Genomic DNA, 21,876 nt, shown 5'->3' with positions numbered 1-21,876 from the left:
CAGAGCGACTGGCTGCCACCAGAAACGCTCGTCAAGTTCCCATTTTTACGGTCTTTGTACAGACCAAGGAGTTTATATGTCTGATTTTAGCACCAACCAAGTCATTCTGGTTTCTACGGCTCCAACTGATTCGGCAACACCGCCTGAAACTGGAGGTTTCATGCCTTTACTGATGTACGGAGGAGTTGCAGTAGCCGTGATTATTGCAATGGCTTACTTTTCCCAAACTTTGCTCAACTCGATTACTGAGTTGACCAAAACCCTGAACAAAAAACGCAAATAATCACGCGTTTCCTGGTTCCCAGGCAGAGCCGGGGAACCGATCTCCAGAGGCTCTGCCTCCCAAGTCTTAGACTAGGGGGAGACAGAGCCTCCAAATCTACGTCCCCAGGCTGAGCCGGGGAACAAGAAAAAATCTCAAAAATATTCCTTAAGACTTGTTACAATACACAAAACTTCATACTTTCCCCAACTTTGGATGACCTTTTTCAACGCCTCCGAACCCCTAATCCGCAGCAAACAGGAACATCTCGACGTACAAGACCTCGAAGGCCTGTTGCGACTCCGCTGGCAAATTGGAAATTTTACTCTTTTCTCAGGATTTTATACCCGCATCGACCAAACTTTTCTGCTTTGGGGTTTGGTGACGGCGGGGATTTTTTTTACGGCTCAGTTTGTCCCCATCAGTTGGGGCTTTCAGGCGATTCTGTGGTCAACTTTGACTATAATTGGCACTGCGGCAATGGCGGTTTTGACTTTGTTTTGGGTAAGAGTCGAGCGAGTTAGCTGGATTCTTTACTCTTGGGCGATTTTGATGATAACTGGTTTGGTGCTGACGGATTGCAGTATTTTTGCCGGTTGGGGAGGTTTGCTGCTGCACCTTTGCGATTTGTGGTTGGGGTTGAGCGCGATCGGCTATTTTTGTACGGGACTCGGTTTGCGCTCGCGCACTTTTATCCTGATTGGACTAACTCATTTATTTAGCATCCCTCTATTAACATTAGTTGCACCTTGGCAATATCTAACCACAGGCATAATTATGGCCGGCTGTTTGTTATTATTGTCAGAATTGCAGTGGGATATGCGATTGCCGATCGACAATACTTTGCTAAGCGAAGAACAGAAAGAATTTAACCGAATTCAACAGCAACTGCGACTGAGTGGCGCGATGTTATGCAAGTAAATCAAAAATGTAAAGAATTCTGTACAACAGCTAACACTTTCCACAAATCGCACACAATAGAAAGATACAGCATAAATAAAAAACAAACTTTAACCAGAACAGGTGTTTTGCTGTTTTACCTGTGAATCGCCAACCTTAGGAGAACGGTGTCCGGGAGGCGACTGGTTAATAATGCTGTACTTGCGACGCTCAAAGCTAATTCCGGTTAAGAGTAGTTGTTAAAACAAAAAAAGTGGTGCAGGGTTTTTACCGTTTCCCCTGCTTCGCAGTCTTTGAGGAGAGGCGAAACCCTCTACTAGAACAGCCTGACGAGATTGACACAGGTTTTGACAGTTGCTCAGACCGATTTTTATGTTCAGTGTTTAAGAAAATTGAGGAAATGCTCGCTTAGGAGCATTGCAGGACTTAGGATTAAATAAGTCCTGCTTTAGTTTGGGAAATTTAAGTTCTGTTTTACTCTGACGTGCGTTTTCGCAATACTTCCCTTACTTTCATTAAAATCTGTCCCAACATATTTTTGCCGCTGCCATCTTTTCCGCAACCCCAATAGTAATCGCTAGGAGAATTTTCGACTATTTCCTCATCGCCAGTAGCTAGTAAAATTTCTCTAATTTCGGCATGAGTTTCAAATTTGCGAAGTACGGCTTTTCCCATGATATCATCTTTTACTTCTTCCCAATCTTTGCGGAGGGGACGAGATCGATCTCGTCCCATTTTTGCTGCATCTTTCGGCATTTTTGCTTGGCGAATTTGGTCGCAGTCAGCCGTTGCGGGAAACTTTTGTGCTTGAAAATAATGCTCAGCAGTTGGCCAATATTCTCCGTCTAACTCGAATCCATGACTGGAAAAATTAGAAAAACAGCCGTAATCGCTGCCACTGGTGTAGAAGTAAATAGCCATAATGTCTTCGATTTCAACCGCTTGAATTACCTTGGTCTATCGTCAGCTTTACCTCTCTTGATTCTCCACTATCTTCAACCGCAGATCAATACTTTCAAGATAGGAACCGATGTAAGACAGCAGGGCGTAGATGAATACGATCACCCCTACCATTTCCAAAATTTCCTCAACAGAAGCCAGCAAACCGTATATCAATTTTCGCTGACCTACCGCATCTGCATAATAGCCGCAAACCATTTCCATGCCAAGTGCTCCACCGACATATATAGTGCCTGCCAGTAGAAAAAAGTCCCTTGTTTTCCGGGGTAGGTGCAGGAGAAACTTGAGATAAGCCAGCGCAGTAACCGCAACAAAAATCGCCCCCGGAATTACCCAAATGAAGTAAAAAATTCCCCCTAAATCCAGTGCTTTTCGCAAGTCGTTAATAATTAATATTTCGTGCAAACTCAATATTTCATCTACAGAAAAAAGTACAAACATGAACGCCAGCGTTTTCCAGTGTCCAAAATACCGATCGCCCTGCTTCTTCTTAGCACTAGCAATAATACCTAGCAAAATCGCGCAAAACAGCAAAGTAAATGACGAGTACCACGAAGGATAATTTATTTCTGTGTCTAAGTTAAACAAACTAATCCAGCGTTGTTTATAGTTAAAACCGTAGCGCAGAACTTGTACGATGCAACCAGCAAGAGCAAAGAAGAGCACCCAAATGCTGAGAGAGAAAGCAACTCTCTTCGGCGAAACAGAAATAATGAACTTCATCAAGTTTTTGATAAACTAGAACAAGCAAAATCAAACTATAAAGTAAAAAGTTACAAATCGCAAGAGCGGCGCAATCCGCCCCCTCGGATTTTTATCTACAAAAAATCACCAATCCCTGACAATGCACGTTCAAATTGAAACTTTCACTGTCCGCAAGCGGTTTGCCCTTACCATCAGCCGCGGTACAACAGCCCAAAGTACCAATTTATGGGTGAAGCTAGAACACGAAGGCATCGAAGGCTGGGGAGAAGCTTCGCCGTTTTCCACAGGTTCTCGGCCCCAAACTACCGAAATTCTGCTAGCCGCATTGCAGGAAGTTGCACCGCTGCTAGAAAAGTTTACTCCCTTCGATCGCCAAAAAATCGCCCAAGTATTAACAGAGGTCAACTTACCCTCAGCCGCCCGCGCTGGCATAGACATGGCAATGCACGACTGGCTGGGCAAAAAAGCAGGCTTGCCGCTGTGGAAAATGTGGGGATTAGATCGATCGCGCATCGTCCCCACCTCCGTCACAATCGGCATTAATTCGCCGTCTGGTGCAAGAGAAAGAGTGCGCGATTGGTTTGGTAAAGATGCGACCGATCCAGGAAGCATCAAATACCGCGCCGTTAAGGTTAAATTAGGAAATCCTGCAGGAATCGAAGCCGACAAAGCTATGTTATTAGCAGTGCTAGATGAAGCACCAGCTAACCTTAAAATCAGTGTAGATGCTAACGGCGGTTGGAGTTTAAAAGATGCAGCAAAGATGTGTCACTGGCTGGAAAAATACCAGATAAATTATGTCGAACAGCCGCTTTCCCCCCTCGCAGATATGGATGAATTTTCAGAACTGTACCGTCAATCGCCGCTGCCAATTTTTGCTGATGAAAGTTGCTTTAATAGTTCCGATATACCCAAGTTAGCGCACTGCGTCCACGGCATCAATATCAAAATGATGAAGTCAGGCGGATTGACCGAAGCAATGCGGATGATTCACACAGCAAAAGCCTGCAATTTGCAAGTAATGTTCGGCTGCTATTCAGATAGCGCGATCGCAAATACAGCAGCAGCACAACTTTCACCGCTAGCTGACTATTTGGATTTGGACAGTCACTTAAATTTATTAGACGATCCTTTCACCGGTGCGATCGTCGAAAATGGGTGTTTGCTCCCAAACGAGCGATCGGGATTGGGAGTGCGGCGAGTTGAGATTGGAGAATAGAAGTAAGTAGGTCGGCGCAAATAAACTTTACCATGTAACAGAATATCAAGCTATCATAACCTTTGCAATTGTTTTCCTTCGGCTCGCGAAAGATACAGCTTCACTCACGGCGTACCGGGCTGATGTATTTTTAAGTTTCATTTACTTACCATGAACCAATGACTAAAAACTATCCCATCAAAAATGGCAAAGTTGCTATCTTGTTCCACGAGGGAATTCTCGGTTCTTCCGGCAAAACAGGTTTAGCATTTTTGCGCTACAGCGAAGCACAAATTGTAGCAGTAATAGACCGCCAATGTGCCGGACAATCTTTACCTGAATTAACTCGCCTTCCTCAACAAGTACCGATAGTTGCTTCCGTTGCAGAAGCACTGCAATTTGCGCCGGATATTCTGTTAATTGGTATCGCTCCTTCCGGTGGTGTTTTGCCTGCGGAATGGCTGCCAGAAATTAATCAAGCGGTAGCAGCAGGTTTGTCAGTTGTCAACGGTTTGCACGCGAAACTTGCACCTTTGATAACAGTTCCGTTAACCGAAAATCAATGGATTTGGGACGTGCGTCAGGAACCGAAATCTGTCGGTGCGATCGCCTCTGCTGCTGCTGCTAAATTAAGCTGCCGCCGCGTGTTAACTGTCGGCACAGATATGAGCATTGGCAAAATGTCAACCAGTTTAGAACTCAATCGCATTTGCTTACAGCGGGGTTTGCGTTCCAAATTTTTGGCAACCGGTCAAACGGGTTTAATGATCGGAAATGAAGGTATTCCTTTGGATGCAGTGCGAGTTGATTTCGCGGCTGGTGCTGTCGAACAAATGGTGATAAAATTGGGTTCTGAATGCGATATTCTGCACGTAGAAGGGCAAGGTTCGCTATTGCATCCGGGTTCGACGGCGACTCTGCCGCTGTTGCGAGGTGCGCAGCCAACTCACTTAATTTTAGCGCACCGAGCCGGACAAACTAACATTCGCAATCACCCGCACGTATCGATTCCCAGGTTATCAAAAGTTGTCGAACTGTATGAAATGGTAGCCGCTGCTGCGGGTGCTTTTTCTGGGGGAAAAGTGAGCGCGATCGCCCTCAACACTCATCACTTAAATGAGGCAGAAGCGCTGTTAGCAATAGCTGAAGTTCAAGCAGAAACGGGCTTGCCTTGTACCGATGCGGTAAGGTTTGGCGCGGAGGTTTTGTTGGAGGCGATCGACAGTTGATATGCTACAATTAACACCAACCAGCAAATAGTTACATAAAACTATGACACAAAGCATTCAAGCAAAAACACTGACACTGCGCGATGTCAAAACAAAATTTAAGTGCCAACTTGCAGAAGAGGAGCAATTCTTCCGGGAGTGGGTTGACGATTTACCTGAAATTACTGATGAAGAAAAGCGATATTTAGACAAAGTAAAGGCTGGCTATGCTAACAGTGCCGACTACCCCATGATAGAAGATACCGTAAAAATGGTGGTACTGGCTCCCTTGCTATTTTTAGCAGATTTATACTTGAATCCCTTTCACATAGAAACAGAAAAATCAGTCGAACTGACCATTGAAGATGAAGATACAATTGTCAGGGGCAGCATTGATGTCCTGCTATTGCTGCAATCTTTTTGGGTAGTGGCGATCGAAGCCAAGCGAGCGCAATATTCCGTTGAAGCTGGACTTCCTCAGTTACTATTTTATATGCTGAATGACCCCAGTCCAAAACAAGTAACATTTGGGCTTCTGACAAATGGCAGCAGCTTTCGATTTATCAAAGTGACCAAACAAGGCACACCGCAGTATGCCGTGTCTAAACTTTTCGATATTGCGAATCCCGGAAACGAACTTTACGAAGTCTTTCGCATTTTGAAGCGACTAGCGGGTATAATTTCCAGTTGCAGCAGTTATACTTAAATACACTATATGGAACTCGACTCGGAAAATAACAATAAATTGACTAAAGCTCATTTTATGGAATCATAATGAATGAAAGTTTTTTTTCGTTGCCGTCTGAATGCGCCATCCGCCCGGCCTGTCCTCAAGATATGAGGTCAATTAGAATGTTAGTGTGGAGGGCCAAACTCGATCCAACTCAGTTGCGCTGGGAGCAATTCTGGGTGATAGAATGCAGCGGGGATTTGGTAGCTTGCGGACAGTTGCGGAACTTTGCGGGCGCGCAAGAATTGGGCAGTTTGGTGGTGGCGAAAGATTGGCGCGATCGAGGTTTGGGAACTTACCTCGCAAAATATTTAATTCAACAAGCTACAGAACCGCTATATTTAGAATGTTTGGGAAAGCGACTCGCATCATTTTATACTCGCTTTGGTTTCGTAGAAGCTGCATGGCAAGAATTGCCGCAGTCGCTTAAATTAAAATTCGGCTTGTCTCAGTTAGCTAAAACTTTATTCAGAATTCCTGTAACAATTATGCAGTATCAAAAAAGTTTTCTATAATTATGACTTTTATGAATTTAAGATTCTGAATTTATGAATTGATTTTAAGTTCGACGAGTTCGATAATTGCGATTACAGGAGGCGATCGATATCTGCGTGAATCAGCGTCAATCCCTTGTCATCTGCGGTTCGAGAAATTCTCTTTTTTTTACCGCAGATGAGGGCAGATTAACACAGATTAACGCAGATTAATTAGAGCAATTTCGCTTGCACCGTCCGTGGTTGACTGTTGACTGGATTTTACGCCCGACGATGCTACCGGATTTGATATCAGTCTCGATCGCCTATGTTCTATGCCTAAGTAGGTAGGTACAAATCAACATCGCATCGGGAGGGCGGGTGAGTTGCCCAGTTTACTTGCTTATATCATAGATCCGCTTACGGGTCCCTAATGGCGCACAGGGTGTCACAAACTGGGTTTTTAGCCGTTTAGTGCGTAAGTCACGGACTAGATATGTATGGATATTCCGGATTGGGCGATCGAGACTGCGTAAGTTCAGAGTTCACCGTTCGCGGTAGTCCAGTTGGCTAAATTGGCACAGCTACAAGCGCGATCGGTAGGCAAAAACCTTTGCAAAATCGTTGCTGGCAGGTGGAAAAGTGTCCTGTGCCAGTACCAAACCCGGAAAGTGGACTGGCGATCGCCCCAAAGATATTCGACTCCTGGCAAATTAGTAAGTGTAAAGCAAGTGAGTCACAAACCAATCAAAAAGCTAAACCCAAAAATTCAACCCAAAAATAAAACATTTTCACAGCAGCAGTAATGCGGAATCAGAAAATCTCTAATGTAGCTAACAACATCTACCCGTGAGGCAAATCCCACCAACTGCTCAACCATGAAATCCTTAATTCAATACCTCGGAATTACTGGTTTTATACTCCCCGCAACCGCTTCTCAAATCCCTTCAACCTTTCAAAATTTCTTTGCCTTTTATCCCGATAGAACGACGGCAGGCAAGAACAATGAAATATCAGGGCAAGAAATCAATCTTAACCGAGGAAATGCAGCCTCTCAAATAGCATAAACAGACAATTACACATCCATATATTTTAGCACAACAGGAGTAAATATCATGTTCAACGTAGTAAAAGCTTTCGGCTCGATTTTCTCCACCCAAGGATACAGCACAGCTAACAATATGCTCATCAGAAATTACGTCAACACGAATTTCCACTACTTCAACGAAGAAGCTGTCGTCGATGAATCGATTTGCCCGAATCAAACAGGTCGCGTCCGCTTCCAAGGTAGCTGGTGGCCCGCACGGTGCGATCGCCAAATCACCCTCACACCTGGAGACACGGTTTATGTCATCGGCGTTGACAACATCACTCTCTTAGTTTCTCTCGCTCCCGCAGACTAAATCAGAGCATGAACGACCTGCTAATCAAGTTCAACCAGGAAATGCTACTTTTCAAAGAGCATAAATAGGCGATTAAACTTCGATATATATTAACACAAAAGGAGTCAGGAAAATGTTCAACGTAGTAAAAGCTTTCGGTTCTATTTTTTCTACTCACACCTACAGCACAGAAAAGAATATCTTAATGGATAACTACATCAACACGAATTTTAACTATTTCAACGAAGAAGCAGTCGTCGATGAATCGATTTACCCGAATCAAACAGGTCGCGTCCGCTTCCAAGGTAGCTGGTGGCCCGCACGGTGCGATCGCCAAATCACCCTCACACCGGGAGACACGGTTTATGTCATCGGCGTTGACAACATCACTCTGTTAGTTTCCCTGGCTCCTGCAGACTAAACTAGAAAGTAATCTCACCTTTTTTAATGTCAGAACCCCGACTTATTCAAGAAGTCGGGGTTCTGACTATTCTGTTTTTTAGTGGCAATTTGGCGATCGCTTCGACTCAACACCTGACGCAAGACAGCAATATCTGCCTCTGTTTATTTGCCAGTAGAAATATGGCCGATCGCGCTACAATAAAATGGCATTTTTGATAGCTTGTTTGTTGAGGCGCTCGCGGAGTTGAGATTCGCTAGTTTCTCGGGTGACTGCTGCTTTTTCTGATGCCTTAGCCGGCGGTAGTGGTTCGAGCAGTTTGGCTTGAGCTTCCTGAATAGAAGGGTAATTTTCAGCCCAGGATGAAATCGCTTCTGAAAGGACATCGATCTCATCGGATAAGGGTTCGATTAGCTGGGCTAGTTGGGTTAATTGTTCGGCCGAGAAGAGCGATCGCTGCTGAGTTAATAGTTCGATAAACGAGTCGATATTTTGTTCGGGGAGTGACATCGATTCCCGTTGGATTTTGTTAATTGTTTGCCGAACAAATTCGAGAGACAAATCTAATAATTGCGCGATCGTCTCTAAATTCATTCCAAACGCTATCATCCGACGAATGGCTTCTAACTTCGCCTGCCGCTGACCTTGTTCGAGTCCTTCTTCTAAACCTTCTTGCTTGACTTCCTGGTAAAATCGAGTTTGTCTGAGTTCGCTTAAATTCAACATGGCGGCAATTTCCTCGCGGCTTTTCTGGGGGAGTTTGTAGACGATAATTGTTTCGATGAGGTTAATTAAATCGCGTAGAACGGTTGGATCGGACAACTGTTGTCTGGCCATTGCGATCGACTGCCGTGCTTGTTCTGCCGCTGTCTCTGCTGGCTCAATTACCAGTTTAACAACTTTCACTCCGAGCGATCGATCTGCGGCTTCTGGCAATTCATCGAGGTAAATCCGTTGGACGCGCTGACTGGTTAAGAGTTCCTGAAATTGCAGCATCTGTTCGTGTTCGATGTGGCGATTGGGATAAATGACAACCACGCGCCAAGGATTGACCGGTTTGTATTGTCGCAGGTAGAGAAAGAGTTCGCCGAAGATGCGGTAGTACAAGTCGGCATCGGGTTGAAACTGAACTTCAGCCAAGTAAAATGGTTTTTCAGGTTCTTCGGTTTTGGGGAGAAATAACCCGTCGATGCGGAATGCGAGTTGTTTGATTTCGCGGGAGGTGAATTCGTAGGCGGTGGCTTCGTCTGGAGGGCGATCGATCAGTTCAAAGAAGAAGCTGGGGAATTCCTGAAACAGGCTGTAGAAAATGGTGTCTGTTTTCATGAGTTGTCGATGCGAATCGAAGATGGGTACTATACCATGCCAAGAGAGGAACAACCATGACACAAGAACCGATTTTTGAAGAAAGCAGTGGCAACGTATTCGCTGACCTAGGTCTGAAGGATGCAGATGAACTTTTTATGCGAGGCAAAATAGGGATTCAAGTAATCCGTATCCTGAAACAACGCAACTTGAAACAGCACGAAATTAGTCAACTTCTTGGGATTCCACAGCCAGAAGTATCTGATTTAATGAACGGAGAGTTTCAACGCTTGGGCGAGGGAAAACTACTGCTTTTCCTCAAGCGACTCGATACGGAAATTACTTTACATCTTCGCCCTCGTAATGGGGGAAATCAATCTGCTGAAATTGCGATCTCGCTATAGGGGTTGATGAAAGCGGATGGTAATGTCGTTCGTGATTGTATCCGCACCTTCGTAAATGCGATCGCGCAAGCGTGCGCGGCTAGGGCGATCGCGTTCATCAATCGCAGACTTCAACCGCAACAACGCCCGAATCTTCGCCAGCAGATATTTTCGTTTAATCGGCTTGCAAATAAAATCATCTGCGCCACAATCTAGCCTATAAACTAAGCTGGGACTATCGCAATCTGTCATCAGCACAATAGGCATAAAAGATAACTTCTGATTCTGACGCACTTGTGCCGTCACCTCATATCCATCTAGATATGGCATGATTGCATCCAGGAACACTAAATCGAAGCGTTTTTTCTTAATTTGTGCTATGCTGCATTTGAATTGTTAGGCTGTGTGGTATTCAAGCAGACAATCTGCTGAATCAACCTCATAATTTAAACAGGATTATTTACTCTCTAGAGACCCCACTATGGAAATTAAGAAGCAGTTTACTTTTTCAGGAATATTTAAAAAATTTCACGAAGAAGATACTCAGCCGATAGAAATTAATGACGCTCATATATATTGCTATGTAAACGGCAATATTTTGATGGAAATTAACTCACAAGTAAATCAACACATTAATCACAAAAGATTTGTTGACTCGGAGCCCATTTATCAGTTGAAAGGTGTGACTATAGAGCAACCAGATATTCTGCAATTTTGGGAACTCGATGGACTTGAAAGAGAGATGGTTCAACAAGCATATGAGGGTGATTACGAGATTGAAGGCAAAACTGTTGAGGGATGGAAAATAAAGGCGATTATTGCTGATGCCAACTTTCAAGCCACGCTTGGGGTTGACAACTCGGAAAATATTGAGCAAGAGGGTAAATCTCTAGTTAGACTTAGGGACTTGGACATTGATTACAATTTAGATTCCTTAGAAGACGGAGGAACCCAAGAAATTGTGTATGGTCTTGCAAATATAGAAGTTATACACAATTTGTCAGCTCAAATTGGAAACCTTGAAGCTGAAATGTGTATTGAGTCCGTTTCAACTAGAGAAAGCACAAATAAAAGTGGTATCTTAAGCGCAGAGATGACACTCAGAAATATTCGTGAAAATGAACAAGATTCCTATGAGACTTATTGTGCTTGGCTCATATCTCTTCTTTCACTTGCATCGGGGCATTGCGTTGATAAAATATATAGCATCAAGGCTGTGAGCTATGAGCATTTTCAGATAAAAAGTGAATACTGGTCAGGGAGAAAACTACGTAGTGAAGCAAGGGGAATAGCTGTTATACAATCACCTCATTTATATCTATTCATGCAGCAGTGTGCTAAAAATTTGACATGGGAAACCTTCAGCGATAAAGGTGTAGGTTTAGCCTTAAGCTGGTACATTGATACATTTGTTAGCCCTATGGCTGAAGTTAATTTCTTACTTTTATGTACGGTTTTAGAATCCTTAAACAAAAAACATTCGAGCAATGCTAGTAAGAGCCTTCTTCCTACGAATATTTACCGACAAATCAGAGACAAGATTTTAAATGTTGTATCGGAGTTCCCGCAAGGTATTAATAACCAAGATGATCTTAAAAAATATAATATTTTTGCGCTTAAAGTTAAAAAGTCTTTTGCTAGTGGTTCATACAATCAGATAGGAAATTTACGAACTAGCCTCGAGGAAATGTTTAAGACTTATAGTGTGCCATATGAAGACTTATTTCCAGAATTAGAGTTCATAACAATAAGAGACAAGATTGTTCATGAAGGATTTGGTGGAGTGGATGTAGCTCTTGAACTTCGCAAGTTGTCAAACCTAGTTGTGCGGGTATTTCTTGCAATTCTGGGGTATCAGGGTCATTATATGGAGTCTATAAAAATTGAGATAGATGATCCATTGGGACGAAGTAAACACGGATTGATTTGCAGGTCTTTTCCTTTTATTGCCTCTGAGGATAACACAGAGTTGAACTCGATCGATACTTGCTGCTAGAACATTGGGTGCGCTTAGCCAAAGCTCATGCTTACAAACACTTACCGACAGCAGCATGAGTTATGTATCAGCCACTTTGCGTCAGTTAGTGACTCAACGCGCCCGATCGCAATGCGAGTATCGATCTAGAAAACATTGCTATTATCGATCGCCATAACTCGATCGATACAATATACCTGAAAAAAGAACTTAAATATCCAGCGATACGTTCAGCAACTCTTATCTAATTTCGGCAGGTTTATTTCAATAAACCCTGCCTTGAGTATGCTTAAATAAGTTTAGACACTCGCTAACCATATTTAAACCAGTGAACTTTCAATCAGTCATTGCCACCTTAAACAAATTCTGGAGCGATCGAGGATGCCTGATCGCCCAATCCTACGACACAGAAAAAGGTGCAGGAACCATGAATCCCCACACCTTTCTCAGAGCAATCGGTCCCGAACCTTGGTCTGTCGCCTACATCGAACCCTGTCGCCGCCCCACCGACGGACGCTACGGCGAAAATCCCAACCGCTTCCAACATTACTATCAATATCAAGTTTTAATTAAACCCTCTCCTCCCAACATCCAAGACATCTATTTAGACTCCCTCAGAGCATTAGGAATTAGCCCAGAAGACCACGACATTCGCTTCGTAGAAGATAACTGGGAATCGCCCACCCTCGGAGCTTGGGGCGTCGGCTGGGAAGTCTGGCTCGACGGCATGGAAATCACCCAATTTACCTACTTTCAACAGTGCGGTAGCATTGACTGTCGCCCCGTCTCCATTGAAATTACCTACGGACTAGAACGCCTCGCAATGTATCTCCAAGAAGTCGATGCGATGACGAAAATTCAGTGGAAAGATGGCATCACTTACGGCGACGTTCACCTGCAAGGAGAAATAGAACAGTGTACTTATAACTTTGAAGCTTCTAATCCAGAATTGCTGTTTACTCTATTTGGATTGTACGAGCAAGAAGCCGAACAATTGACAAAAAAAGGATTGGTTTTGCCGAGTCTTGATTATGTGCTAAAATGTTCTCACGCTTTCAATTTGCTCGACGCTAGAGGCGTGATTTCGGTAACGGAAAGAACCCGCTACATTACCAAAATTCGCAATTTGGCGCGGCGAGTTGCTCAGCTTTATTTGGAACAGCGCGAAAAGCTTGGTTTTCCTTTAGAAAAAGCTGTAAAAGTTTGAGAAGGAAAAGGAGCACGACACGGATACACGGATGAATTTAGTTGCGATCGTCCTCGGCTCATACCAATTTTATAGGTCGTTGCATAGAATTCCGATCCCCCCTAACCCCCCTTAATAAGGGGGGGACAAGATTCCGATCGAAGTCCCCCTTCTTAAGGGGGATGCGAGGGGGATCGATATATGTGCAACTTTTTGGGATTTTTAATGAATTCAATGCCTAATTATTCGGAAAATAATACAGAAACAACTCCTCAACTGCGAATTGACGGTGTAAGCTTGAAAACACCGATCGCCTCAAGTTATTTGTTGGAAAATATATCGTTTCAGGTACACAAGGGATCTCGCGTGGCAATTGTTGGCCCTTCAGGTGCCGGCAAAACAACCCTGTTGCGACTGCTAAATCGCCTCAGCAGTCCCACCAGCGGCTCGATTTATCTGGAAAATACAGAATATCGCCAAATACCTGCGATCGAACTCCGCAAACAAATCACCCTCATCCTGCAAGAATCGAAGCTTTTGGGAATGTCGGTGCGAGAAGCATTGGCTTATCCTTTGAAGCTGCGGGGCGTCAATTCATCAAATATTGCTGAGAGAATTAGCGGGGCGATCGAACAACTGCACATACCCCAAGAATGGCTCGATCGCAGCGAATTCCAGCTTTCCACAGGCCAAAAACAGCTAGTGGCGATCGCCCGCGGCATCATCCTGCAACCAAAAATCTTGCTTTTAGACGAGCCCACATCCGCCCTAGACGCAGGAAAAGCCGCCCACCTTTTGCAAGTATTGATACAGCTAACAAACGGCCAAACCACCATTGTAATGGTAAACCATCAATTAGAATTAGCCGAGCAATTTAGCACGCGAATTCTGCATTTACAGCGCGGAAAGCTCATCGAAGATTTGCCCTCCCATCAAATAAATTGGGTGCAACTGCGGGAAAATTTAATCCAAGCAGAAGCAGAAGCCCAACAAGAATGGTGAACCAACTAAAAAACATTTAGTTGGCATTTTGAAACCTCTTAAAATTATTGTGGGGTGAGCAGGAGAGCCCGCCCCAAAGATGCAGCGCAATCCGCGCCCTACAGAATCAATGAGCTCCCCCAGCACCCGCACCCGCTTTCACCTTTTTAAAACCCAAAATAGCAATCCCACTTAACAGCAAAGCAATTCCCACAAAATAAAAACAATCATTAAAAGCCATTACATAAGCTTCACGGCGGACAATATTATCAATTACCTTAATTGCCTGGTCTTTAGCCACGCTTAAATCTGCACCACGACTCACAAAATACTGAGTCATTTGATTAAGTCGTTCCTGCGTTGCCGGATTGTACAAAGAAACAGATTCCCCCAATCGATTCGAGTGAAATTGCTCGCGCTGCGTCACCAAAGTTGCTAGCGCCGCAATCCCCATCGAACCTCCCATATTTCGCATCATATTAAACAAACCAGAAGCCGAACCAGCCTCGTGTCTCTCCATACCAGCAGTGGCAATAGTTGACAGCGGCACCATAATTAAAGGCTGTCCCAATGCCCGGACTAATTGCGACCAACGCAACTGATCGATACCCGTCTCGTGAGTCATGCTGGCATTCATAAAACAACTCACCGCAAAGAAACTCACACCGATGCCAATCAGCAGCCGCATATCAATTCGCTGCATCAATTTCGGCACCATCGGCACGATGAATAACTGCGGCACGCCAGCCCACATAATCACCTCGCCAATTTGCATGGCATTGTACTGCTGAATCTGACCTAAATACAGGGGCAAAATGTACACCGAACCGTACAATCCCACCCCCAAGGAAATATTCACAATACTAGCTAAACCGAAATTGCGGCGAGTCAGCAATCGTAAGTTAATAAACGGTCTTTTGCGAGTTAGTTCAATCCAGAAAAAAGCGCTGAGAAATATTGCAGCAATTATGCTTAAACGCACAATAAAATCAGAACTAAACCAGTCCTTGCGGCTTCCTTCTTCTAATACGACTTGCAGGGAACCCAAGCCGATCGCCATCGAGATAATTCCCCACCAGTCGCCCTCTTTTAGCAGTTCGAGTTTCAGCGGTGCGGGGGCGACGGCGTACCACACAGCAGCTAGCAGCAGCAGCCCTGGAATTAAATTTAAATAAAAGACATATTGCCAGCCGTAATTCTCAGTCAGCCACCCTCCCAATGTCGGCCCGATGGATGGTGCAAAAGTAGCTGTCAGCGCAAACATGGCCATGCCGATTGGCTGCTTTTTGGGCGGCAAATTGGTCAGCAAAAATGTAAAAGCCATCGGAATTAAAATGCCGCCTGACAACCCCTGCAAAGCCCGAAATACAATCATTGAATTCAAATTCCACGCCCAAGCGCAGCACATGGAAAAGAAGACAAAGAAAGCGGCATTTACCAAGATGTAGCGACGGACTGAAAACACCTGCGACAGCCAACCAGTCAGCGGAATTACGACAATTTCTGCGACTAGATAGGCGGTGGAAATCCAAGAACCTTCTTCTAAGGTTGCGCCTAAAGCTGCTTGAATATCTCTGAGTGATGCGTTGGTGATTTGGATGTCCAAAACTGCCATGAAAGCGCCGAGTATTGTTCCCATGACGCCGATCCAGGTTTTTAAGGGAACGCGATCGCTCTGCTGTGGAATTGCACTGCTATTTGCCATTGGTTTAACCTCTGGTTGCGTAATTAATTTGGATTTTTTAACCGCAGAGGGCGCAGAGGGCGCAGAGAAAGAGAAGAGAAGAGAGAAGTTTACAACTTGTTGAGGATTGCTGGAGATACAGTCAGATATTAGCTTTGGGAATGTTGGCTTTTGTGCTTTTACGCTAAATCCTTAGTGCGGAATTAAACCCATTTTTTGATAAAGTGGTCGGACTAAGTTTTTTAAAGCTGGCAACTGTTTGGTAAAAACTATGGAGCCTAAAACACAAACTATACCTCCAATGATGACTGTATTGGGAGCGCCGATATAATTTGCTAATCCGCCGGCAACTAAATTCCCAAACGGTGTCACTCCAAAAAATGCCATCGTGTATATGCTCATCACTCTTCCGCGTTTGTCGTCTTCAACGATTGTTTGCAAAAATGTGTTTCCTCCTGCAAATTGCAAAATGAAACCAAACCCAACGAACAACATCATGATTAATGACAGCCACAAGACGCGGGACAAACCAAAACCTATCAGTCCCAATCCCATAATTGCCGGTGAAATCGCAATCCATTTCCCGAGGCCAACTACAGTTGTGCGCGAAATCAAATAAATCGCTCCCGTAAAGGCTCCGACTCCGGAAGCCGCCATCAAAAAGCCGAGAGTTTGTGCGTCGCCGCGCAGAATTTTGGTTGCAAAAATCGGGACTAAAACTGTGTGCGACATTCCGGCAAAACTGACTAATGATAATAGCAGTAAAATTGCTCGAATCGGGGGAAACCCGAAGGCATAAACGAATCCTTCTTTTAATCTTTGTAAGGGGTTGGTATTAGTTGCTGCAATTTTACGGGGTTTGATCTGCATCGCTAATAAGCCTGCAATTACAGCGATGTAGCTGAGTCCGTCAATAAGAAAGCAATAACTTGGGCCGACTGTAGCTATCAGCAAACCTGCCATTGCTGGGCCGATTAGTCTGGCTGCGTTGAACATGGAAGCGTTGAGGGCGATCGCATTTGCTAAATCTTCTTTCTTTTCCACGAGTTCGGGCACAAAAGCTTGCCGTGCGGGCGCGTCAAAGGCATTAATTGCGCCTTGAAAGAAACTCAGTACCAAGATCTGCCAAATGTTCACGACTCCTGTTAGCGCTAAAAATGCTAGGGCTAAGGATTGAACCATTGCTAATATTTGAGTGGCAATTATGACTCGGTGGCGGTTCCAGCGATCGATTAAAACTCCTGCAAAAGGCAGTAAAATTAATGTGGGGATTTGACTTGTGAATCCCACCACGCCGAGTATCCAAGGTGAATCGCTCAAATTGTAGACAAGCCAAACAGTAGCGACTTGCGTCATCCAATTGCCAATCAGTGAGATGCCTTGTCCTGCAAAAAACAGGCGATAATTTCTCGATCGCAGCGCTGGAGGAAGTTTTATTGTTTTGATTTTTGCTAGTAGATTCATGCAAGAGTACGGCTAGAGCAATCCTATTGGATTTGTCAATATTTTTTAGGGGTAGTTTCCCCGCGCCCTTGGTGTCAAATTAAGACTAAAACCCTCTGTTTCTCTTGTTTGTATCTAACTGCGAGATCCACCCTAGCCCCCCTTAATAAGATTGCGATATTTCGTCCTCATTCTAAAGGGGGATTTAGGGGGATATAGACTCGACTACAAGCGAAATTTATTATGGGGTTTCAATCCTAAGTTGACACAAATGGCACGGCAGGATTGTCCCTAAACTCATTTTACCGATCGTTTAGGATTGCTATATGAGCCGGAGGTTCTATTTTTCGGTTCTCCAAAACCAGGAAACGAGCATTTTATTTTCGCAACCTGATGCCGCTGTTTCTAATCAATGCTCAACAGCCAAGTACCGAGGTAACGCAGCAAAGGAACGTCTCCGGGGGTGCGGATGCGGACGTTGAAATGGTACATTCCGCCGGGAGATGGGTTTCTGACGTTGGAGAGTACAACCTCAACATTGTTGCCGGCAGCAATTGGTTCTGTGGGATAAATTTCTATGAAACGATTTTCTTTGTCCCAGATTACTTCTTGCAATTCTATTGTTTTATCTTTGACGCGCACTTTAATGTCTTTTTGGTCGAATTCGCCTTTGTAGTAGTCGGGATAGGAAATGTTGAGTTGGGCGATCGCCAAACTTACTTTTTTGGAAGGAATTCGCAGCCGATATCTATCGCCGCTCATCCCCGCTTTCCCGTAATCCAAGCGATAGTTTAATTGGTTGGCGCGATCGGGGCCGCCGAAAATCGTGAATCCCGGCATGGACTGGGCTAAACTGATGGCGGGCAACCCAGCCACCAAGCAACCTGTAACCGCTAGTGCTGAAAATAATCGTCGCATAACAACTCCTCTAATTAAACTCTTGGTGAACCTTAAATATCGATCGCCCGAAATTTGCGATCGTGCCTACAATATATCGAATGTCTCACCAATTTGATGAGGGCGATCGACTGCCGGCTGAGGTCACTTTTTTTTGCGTAATACTGATAACTGACATTCAAACTACAAACTTAGGCGACATAAAATTATATCATAATCGGCGGCAAACTTAACCATTTAGCGAATTTGAATGTATAAGATAAGTTAAAGATACGGGTCGAATTTGGGCGATCGGCTTTAGTATCAACGAGAGAAGTTTAGGGCAACGGCGGCTCAAATGTAAAGCAAGGCATCTGGCGGTGAAAAATCGCAATTCAAGAAACCTGCGGAGGCAGGTTTTGTCTGTGTAGGAGCGGTTTCAACCGCCCTGGGAAGGCTTAAATAAGGAGAGTTCATGAAATTAGCGATCGCAAAAGAAATAGCAGCAGGGGAACGCCGGGTGGCTTTAGTACCCGACGCTGTAGCCCGATTGGTAAAACAAGGCGTCGAAGTTTGGGTTGAGGCCGGTGCCGGCGCACAATCCTTTTTCTCGGATCTTGCTTACGAAGAAGCGGGAGCTCAGGTTGTCGCCGATACCGCTAGGCTGTGGGGCGAAGCCGATGTCGTGGTGAAAATCGGGGAATTGCAAGAATCAGAAGTTCATCAACTCCGGGAAGGAGGAGTTTTCATCGGATTTGTGAATCCTCTGGGAAATCCGGCTTTAGTGCAGCGTTTGGCCGATCGCAAAGTAACTGCATTCAGCATGGAAATGATCCCGCGCACCAGCCGAGCTCAAAGCATGGATGCGCTGTCATCTCAGGCTAACGTCGCCGGTTACAAAGCGGTACTGATCGCAGCCGCTGCTTTACCGAAGTATTTTCCGATGCTGACAACGGCGGCGGGTACGATTCGCCCCGCGAAAATATTGGTAATGGGTGTGGGCGTTGCTGGCTTGCAGGCGATCGCCACTGCGCGCCGTTTGGGTGCGGTAGTCGAAGCTTTCGACATCCGCCCGGAAACAAAAGAACAGGTGCAAAGTTTGGGCGCTAAATTCCTTGATGTCGAAGTCAAGGAAGAAACCGTCGCCGCCGGAGGTTATGCTAAAGAGCTATCAGAAGCGGCTAAAGAACACACCCGCCAAGTGCTCACCCAACACGTCAGCGCTTCCGATGCAGTGATTACAACTGCTCAAGTTCCCGGCAGAAAAGCACCTATTTTAGTTACTAGAGAAATGGTTTCTCAAATGAAGCCCGGATCGGTAATTGTTGACCTCGCGGCCGAACAAGGCGGCAATTGCGAGTGTTCAGAAGCGGGGAAAGATGTTGAATGGAACGGCGTGAATGTGATCGGTCCAATTAATTTGCCATCGTCAATGCCGGTACACGCTAGCGAAACTTACTCGAAAAATGTCTCCTCTTTACTTCAGTTGATGGTGAAAGATAAGGAACTAAATTTGAATTTTGAAGACGATATTATCGCTGGTGCTTGCGTTGCCCGCGACGGTGAGATTAGCAATCAGCGAGTTCGCGATGCTTTGGCAGCTCAGGCTTCAGTAGTCAGCTAACAGTTTTGTAGTAAGGACTTTAGTCTTTTCTCTCGTTACAATGCTCTGCATTGTAATGTACTCCAGGAGGCTCTGCCTCCAGTCTGTATCGAAGGCTCTGCCTCCGATGAATGCGTTAAGAGCATCGGGGATCTTAACGAGTCATTACCAATTACCCATTGGTGTCAACAAACAGGTCAAACGCAGTCACAGAATCTTGTTTGGTGACTAGGGCCAGATCCCCCCTAGCCCCCCTTCTTAAGCGGGGAACAAGAAGTATTCAAAGTCCCCCTTCTTAACGGGGATTTAGGGGGATCGAGACTCGGCAACAAACGAGAGATATAAAGGACTTTAGCGTTAATTTCACACCAATTACCAATTACCAATTACCAATTGTCATGGCAGAAGGATTGATTGCAGGTTTAGTGGTGTTTACTCTAGCGTCGTTTGTGGGATTTGAAGTAATTAATAAAGTCCCGCCGACGCTGCACACACCTTTGATGTCGGGATCGAATGCGATTTCGGGAATTGCGGTTTTAGGTGCAATTCTGATTTCTGGCCAAGGCAATGTGACTGTTACTTCGATTTTGGGGACGATCGCGATCGCCCTGGCCACAATTAACGTTGTCGGAGGTTTCTTAGTAACCGATCGAATGCTGCAAATGTTCAAGAAAAAAGAGGTTAAAGCGTGAGCGATTTTCTGCCCAGTGGCATTCAACTAGGTTATTTAGTTGCCGCATCTTTGTTTATTATCGGTTTGAAACAGTTGGGATCTCCTGCAACTGCGCGTCAAGGGAATGTGTTAGCTGCGATCGGGATGTTAATTGCGATCGTCGGTACGTTGCTGGAAAAGCAAGTAGTCAGCTACGAATTGATTGCTGTCGGAATTATCGTCGGTTCCATTTTGGGAACGATTATGGCGAATACCGTGGCGATGACGGATATGCCGCAGATGGTGGGTTTGCTTAACGGTTTCGGGGGCGCGGCTTCTGCACTCGTTGCTGTGGGCGAATTCTGGCGCTATCTCAGCATCCCGGAATCGCCAACTCCAGACGCGACAATCACGATCCTTTTGGGTGTGTTGATTGGCGGAATTACTTTCACTGGTAGCCTTGTGGCGTTTGCGAAACTGCAAGAATTGCTGCCGGGTGCTCCAATGACGTTTCCGCTGCAACAGCCGTTTAATGCCATGCTGGCGATCGCGCTTTTAGCCGGCAGTGGTTATATGCTGACGAATCCGGAAAATGTGCCGGTATTCCTGGCTTTGGTGGCGATTTCCAATATTCTGGGAATCATGTTTGTGCTCCCGATTGGCGGTGGCGATATGCCCGTGGTGGTGTCGCTGCTTAACTCTTATTCGGGGATTGCGGCGAGTGTGGCTGGGTTCATTTTGATGAACAATATGCTGATTATCGCTGGTGCATTGGTGGGCGCGTCGGGGATTATTTTGACGCAAATCATGTGCAAGGCGATGAATCGATCCTTGGGTAGTGTGCTGTTTAGCGCCTTTGGTAGCGGTGGCGGTAGTGCTGCGGGTGCTGCTGGGGCTGCTGGTGCTACTGACAAAACTGTTCGCAGCATCAATCTCGAAGAAAGTGCGATGATGTTGGGTTATGCGCGATCGGTGGTGATTATTCCGGGTTACGGGATGGCTGTAGCGCAAGCACAGCACGCGGTGCGCGAGTTAGCTGACGGTTTGGAAAAAATGGGTGTTGACGTGAAATACGCAATTCACCCGGTGGCTGGGCGGATGCCGGGGCACATGAATGTGCTGCTGGCGGAAGCAAACGTGCCTTATCCGCAGTTGTACGATATGGACGATATCAATCCGCAGTTTGAAGAAACTGATGTGGCGTTGGTGATTGGTGCGAATGATGTGGTGAATCCGGCGGCGCGTCACGATACGGCGAGCCCGATTTATGGGATGCCGATTTTGGAGGTTGATAAGGCTAAGCATACGATCGTGATTAAGCGCGGGATGAGTGCTGGTTTTTCCGGTGTAGATAATGAGTTGTTCTACAAGGATAAGACGATGATGTTGTTTGGTAGCGCTAAGGATGTGGTTGCCAAATTGGTTTCTGAGGTGAAGCAGTTGTAGGATTTTTTAACCGCAGATGAAGGCGGATTAACGCGGATTAACGCAGATGATTAAACCCGGTTTCTTCGAGAAACCGGGTTTTTGTTGGGATTTAGTTTTGATATTAATATTCTTCAGTCGGCGG

The 21,876-nt window shown here is 45.2% G+C and carries 23 protein-coding genes; 16 read left to right on the top strand and 7 right to left on the bottom strand.

Annotation, left to right across the window (positions count from 1 at the left end):
* The first annotated feature begins 76 nt into the window (after positions 1–76).
* Both QUB30_RS16460 and QUB30_RS16455 read left to right on the top strand, forming a co-directional pair.
* Complete coding sequence (locus tag QUB30_RS16460; RefSeq protein WP_333335078.1) at positions 77–283, top strand: hypothetical protein; 207 nt, start codon at positions 77–79, stop codon at positions 281–283.
* Between the two features lie 195 nt (positions 284–478).
* On the top strand, positions 479–1,183 hold the full coding sequence (locus QUB30_RS16455) for a hypothetical protein (protein WP_333335075.1): 705 nt from the start codon (positions 479–481) through the stop codon (positions 1,181–1,183).
* Positions 1,184–1,636: 453 nt separating this feature from the next.
* On the opposite strand, the gene QUB30_RS16450 is transcribed toward QUB30_RS16455, so the two are convergent.
* Positions 1,637–2,083: an NADAR family protein gene (locus QUB30_RS16450; RefSeq protein WP_333335073.1), complete on the bottom strand. Its 447-nt coding sequence runs from the start codon at positions 2,081–2,083 to the stop codon at positions 1,637–1,639.
* 48 nt (positions 2,084–2,131) lie between these two features.
* Complete coding sequence (locus QUB30_RS16445) at positions 2,132–2,845, bottom strand: hypothetical protein (RefSeq protein ID WP_333335070.1); 714 nt, start codon at positions 2,843–2,845, stop codon at positions 2,132–2,134.
* A gap of 121 nt (positions 2,846–2,966) precedes the next feature.
* On the opposite strand from QUB30_RS16445, the gene QUB30_RS16440 reads away from it, so the two are divergent.
* From QUB30_RS16440 to QUB30_RS16410, 7 genes are all read left to right on the top strand, one after another.
* On the top strand, positions 2,967–4,046 hold the full coding sequence (locus QUB30_RS16440) for a dipeptide epimerase (RefSeq protein ID WP_333335067.1): 1,080 nt from the start codon (positions 2,967–2,969) through the stop codon (positions 4,044–4,046).
* A 158-nt stretch (positions 4,047–4,204) separates the two neighbouring features.
* Complete coding sequence (locus QUB30_RS16435; RefSeq protein ID WP_333335065.1) at positions 4,205–5,254, top strand: DUF1611 domain-containing protein; 1,050 nt, start codon at positions 4,205–4,207, stop codon at positions 5,252–5,254.
* A gap of 43 nt (positions 5,255–5,297) precedes the next feature.
* On the top strand, positions 5,298–5,939 hold the full coding sequence (locus QUB30_RS16430; RefSeq protein ID WP_333335062.1) for a type I restriction endonuclease: 642 nt from the start codon (positions 5,298–5,300) through the stop codon (positions 5,937–5,939).
* A gap of 68 nt (positions 5,940–6,007) precedes the next feature.
* The gene (locus QUB30_RS16425; protein WP_333335060.1) at positions 6,008–6,478 is read left to right on the top strand and encodes a GNAT family N-acetyltransferase; all 471 of its coding nucleotides are present in this window, start codon (positions 6,008–6,010) and stop codon (positions 6,476–6,478) included.
* Positions 6,479–7,314: 836 nt separating this feature from the next.
* Complete coding sequence (locus tag QUB30_RS16420) at positions 7,315–7,503, top strand: hypothetical protein (RefSeq protein WP_333335057.1); 189 nt, start codon at positions 7,315–7,317, stop codon at positions 7,501–7,503.
* 48 nt (positions 7,504–7,551) lie between these two features.
* Positions 7,552–7,839, top strand: coding sequence for an NfeD family protein (locus QUB30_RS16415; RefSeq protein WP_333335054.1), 288 nt, complete (start codon positions 7,552–7,554; stop codon positions 7,837–7,839).
* A gap of 112 nt (positions 7,840–7,951) precedes the next feature.
* Positions 7,952–8,239, top strand: a complete 288-nt coding sequence (locus QUB30_RS16410; protein WP_332952483.1) for an NfeD family protein — start codon at positions 7,952–7,954, stop codon at positions 8,237–8,239.
* Between the two features lie 174 nt (positions 8,240–8,413).
* Here QUB30_RS16410 and QUB30_RS16405 read toward each other — a convergent pair whose 3' ends face one another.
* Positions 8,414–9,544 carry an Rpn family recombination-promoting nuclease/putative transposase gene (locus QUB30_RS16405; protein ID WP_333335050.1) on the bottom strand — a complete coding sequence of 377 codons (1,131 nt, stop codon included), beginning with the start codon at positions 9,542–9,544 and terminating at the stop codon, positions 8,414–8,416.
* 56 nt (positions 9,545–9,600) lie between these two features.
* Here QUB30_RS16405 and QUB30_RS16400 point away from each other — a divergent pair, with 56 nt between their 5' ends.
* Positions 9,601–9,927, top strand: coding sequence for an XRE family transcriptional regulator (locus QUB30_RS16400; protein WP_333335047.1), 327 nt, complete (start codon positions 9,601–9,603; stop codon positions 9,925–9,927).
* On the opposite strand, the gene QUB30_RS16395 is transcribed toward QUB30_RS16400, so the two are convergent.
* On the bottom strand, positions 9,922–10,278 hold the full coding sequence (locus QUB30_RS16395) for a response regulator (RefSeq protein ID WP_333303789.1): 357 nt from the start codon (positions 10,276–10,278) through the stop codon (positions 9,922–9,924). The genes QUB30_RS16400 and QUB30_RS16395 overlap by 6 nt on opposite strands.
* A gap of 109 nt (positions 10,279–10,387) precedes the next feature.
* On the opposite strand from QUB30_RS16395, the gene QUB30_RS16390 reads away from it, so the two are divergent.
* The 3 genes from QUB30_RS16390 to QUB30_RS16380 all read left to right on the top strand — a co-directional run bounded on the left by QUB30_RS16390 (position 10,388) and on the right by QUB30_RS16380 (position 14,069).
* Positions 10,388–11,902, top strand: coding sequence for a hypothetical protein (locus QUB30_RS16390; protein WP_333335044.1), 1,515 nt, complete (start codon positions 10,388–10,390; stop codon positions 11,900–11,902).
* A 307-nt stretch (positions 11,903–12,209) separates the two neighbouring features.
* The gene (glyQ, locus tag QUB30_RS16385; protein ID WP_333335042.1) at positions 12,210–13,088 is read left to right on the top strand and encodes a glycine--tRNA ligase subunit alpha; all 879 of its coding nucleotides are present in this window, start codon (positions 12,210–12,212) and stop codon (positions 13,086–13,088) included.
* A 213-nt stretch (positions 13,089–13,301) separates the two neighbouring features.
* On the top strand, positions 13,302–14,069 hold the full coding sequence (locus tag QUB30_RS16380; protein ID WP_333335170.1) for an ATP-binding cassette domain-containing protein: 768 nt from the start codon (positions 13,302–13,304) through the stop codon (positions 14,067–14,069).
* Between the two features lie 106 nt (positions 14,070–14,175).
* Here the strand turns inward: QUB30_RS16380 and QUB30_RS16375 are convergent, their stop codons facing one another.
* From QUB30_RS16375 to QUB30_RS16365, 3 genes are all read right to left on the bottom strand, one after another.
* Positions 14,176–15,753 (bottom strand): MDR family MFS transporter, encoded by a 1,578-nt coding sequence (locus QUB30_RS16375; RefSeq protein ID WP_333335039.1) that lies wholly within the window; start codon positions 15,751–15,753, stop codon positions 14,176–14,178.
* 171 nt (positions 15,754–15,924) lie between these two features.
* Positions 15,925–17,196, bottom strand: coding sequence for an MFS transporter (locus tag QUB30_RS16370; RefSeq protein ID WP_333335037.1), 1,272 nt, complete (start codon positions 17,194–17,196; stop codon positions 15,925–15,927).
* Between the two features lie 384 nt (positions 17,197–17,580).
* A complete protein-coding gene (locus tag QUB30_RS16365; protein WP_333335034.1) occupies positions 17,581–18,093 on the bottom strand; it encodes a DUF2808 domain-containing protein in 513 nt (170 codons plus the stop codon).
* 433 nt (positions 18,094–18,526) lie between these two features.
* Between QUB30_RS16365 and QUB30_RS16360 the strand changes: the two genes are divergently transcribed.
* The 3 genes from QUB30_RS16360 to QUB30_RS16350 all read left to right on the top strand — a co-directional run bounded on the left by QUB30_RS16360 (position 18,527) and on the right by QUB30_RS16350 (position 21,752).
* Complete coding sequence (locus tag QUB30_RS16360; protein ID WP_333335031.1) at positions 18,527–19,675, top strand: Re/Si-specific NAD(P)(+) transhydrogenase subunit alpha; 1,149 nt, start codon at positions 18,527–18,529, stop codon at positions 19,673–19,675.
* 377 nt (positions 19,676–20,052) lie between these two features.
* On the top strand, positions 20,053–20,346 hold the full coding sequence (locus QUB30_RS16355) for an NAD(P) transhydrogenase subunit alpha (RefSeq protein ID WP_006633295.1): 294 nt from the start codon (positions 20,053–20,055) through the stop codon (positions 20,344–20,346).
* Positions 20,343–21,752 carry an NAD(P)(+) transhydrogenase (Re/Si-specific) subunit beta gene (locus QUB30_RS16350; protein WP_333335028.1) on the top strand — a complete coding sequence of 470 codons (1,410 nt, stop codon included), beginning with the start codon at positions 20,343–20,345 and terminating at the stop codon, positions 21,750–21,752. The genes QUB30_RS16355 and QUB30_RS16350 overlap by 4 nt, the downstream gene beginning before the upstream one ends.
* The last annotated feature ends 124 nt before the right edge of the window (positions 21,753–21,876 follow it).

It is taken from the genome of Microcoleus sp. BROC3 (genome assembly GCF_036702515.1).
Lineage (GTDB): Bacteria > Cyanobacteriota > Cyanobacteriia > Cyanobacteriales > Microcoleaceae > Microcoleus.
The sequence above is the reverse complement of the archived record's forward strand: the minus strand, read 5'-3'. Positions and strand labels throughout refer to the sequence as shown.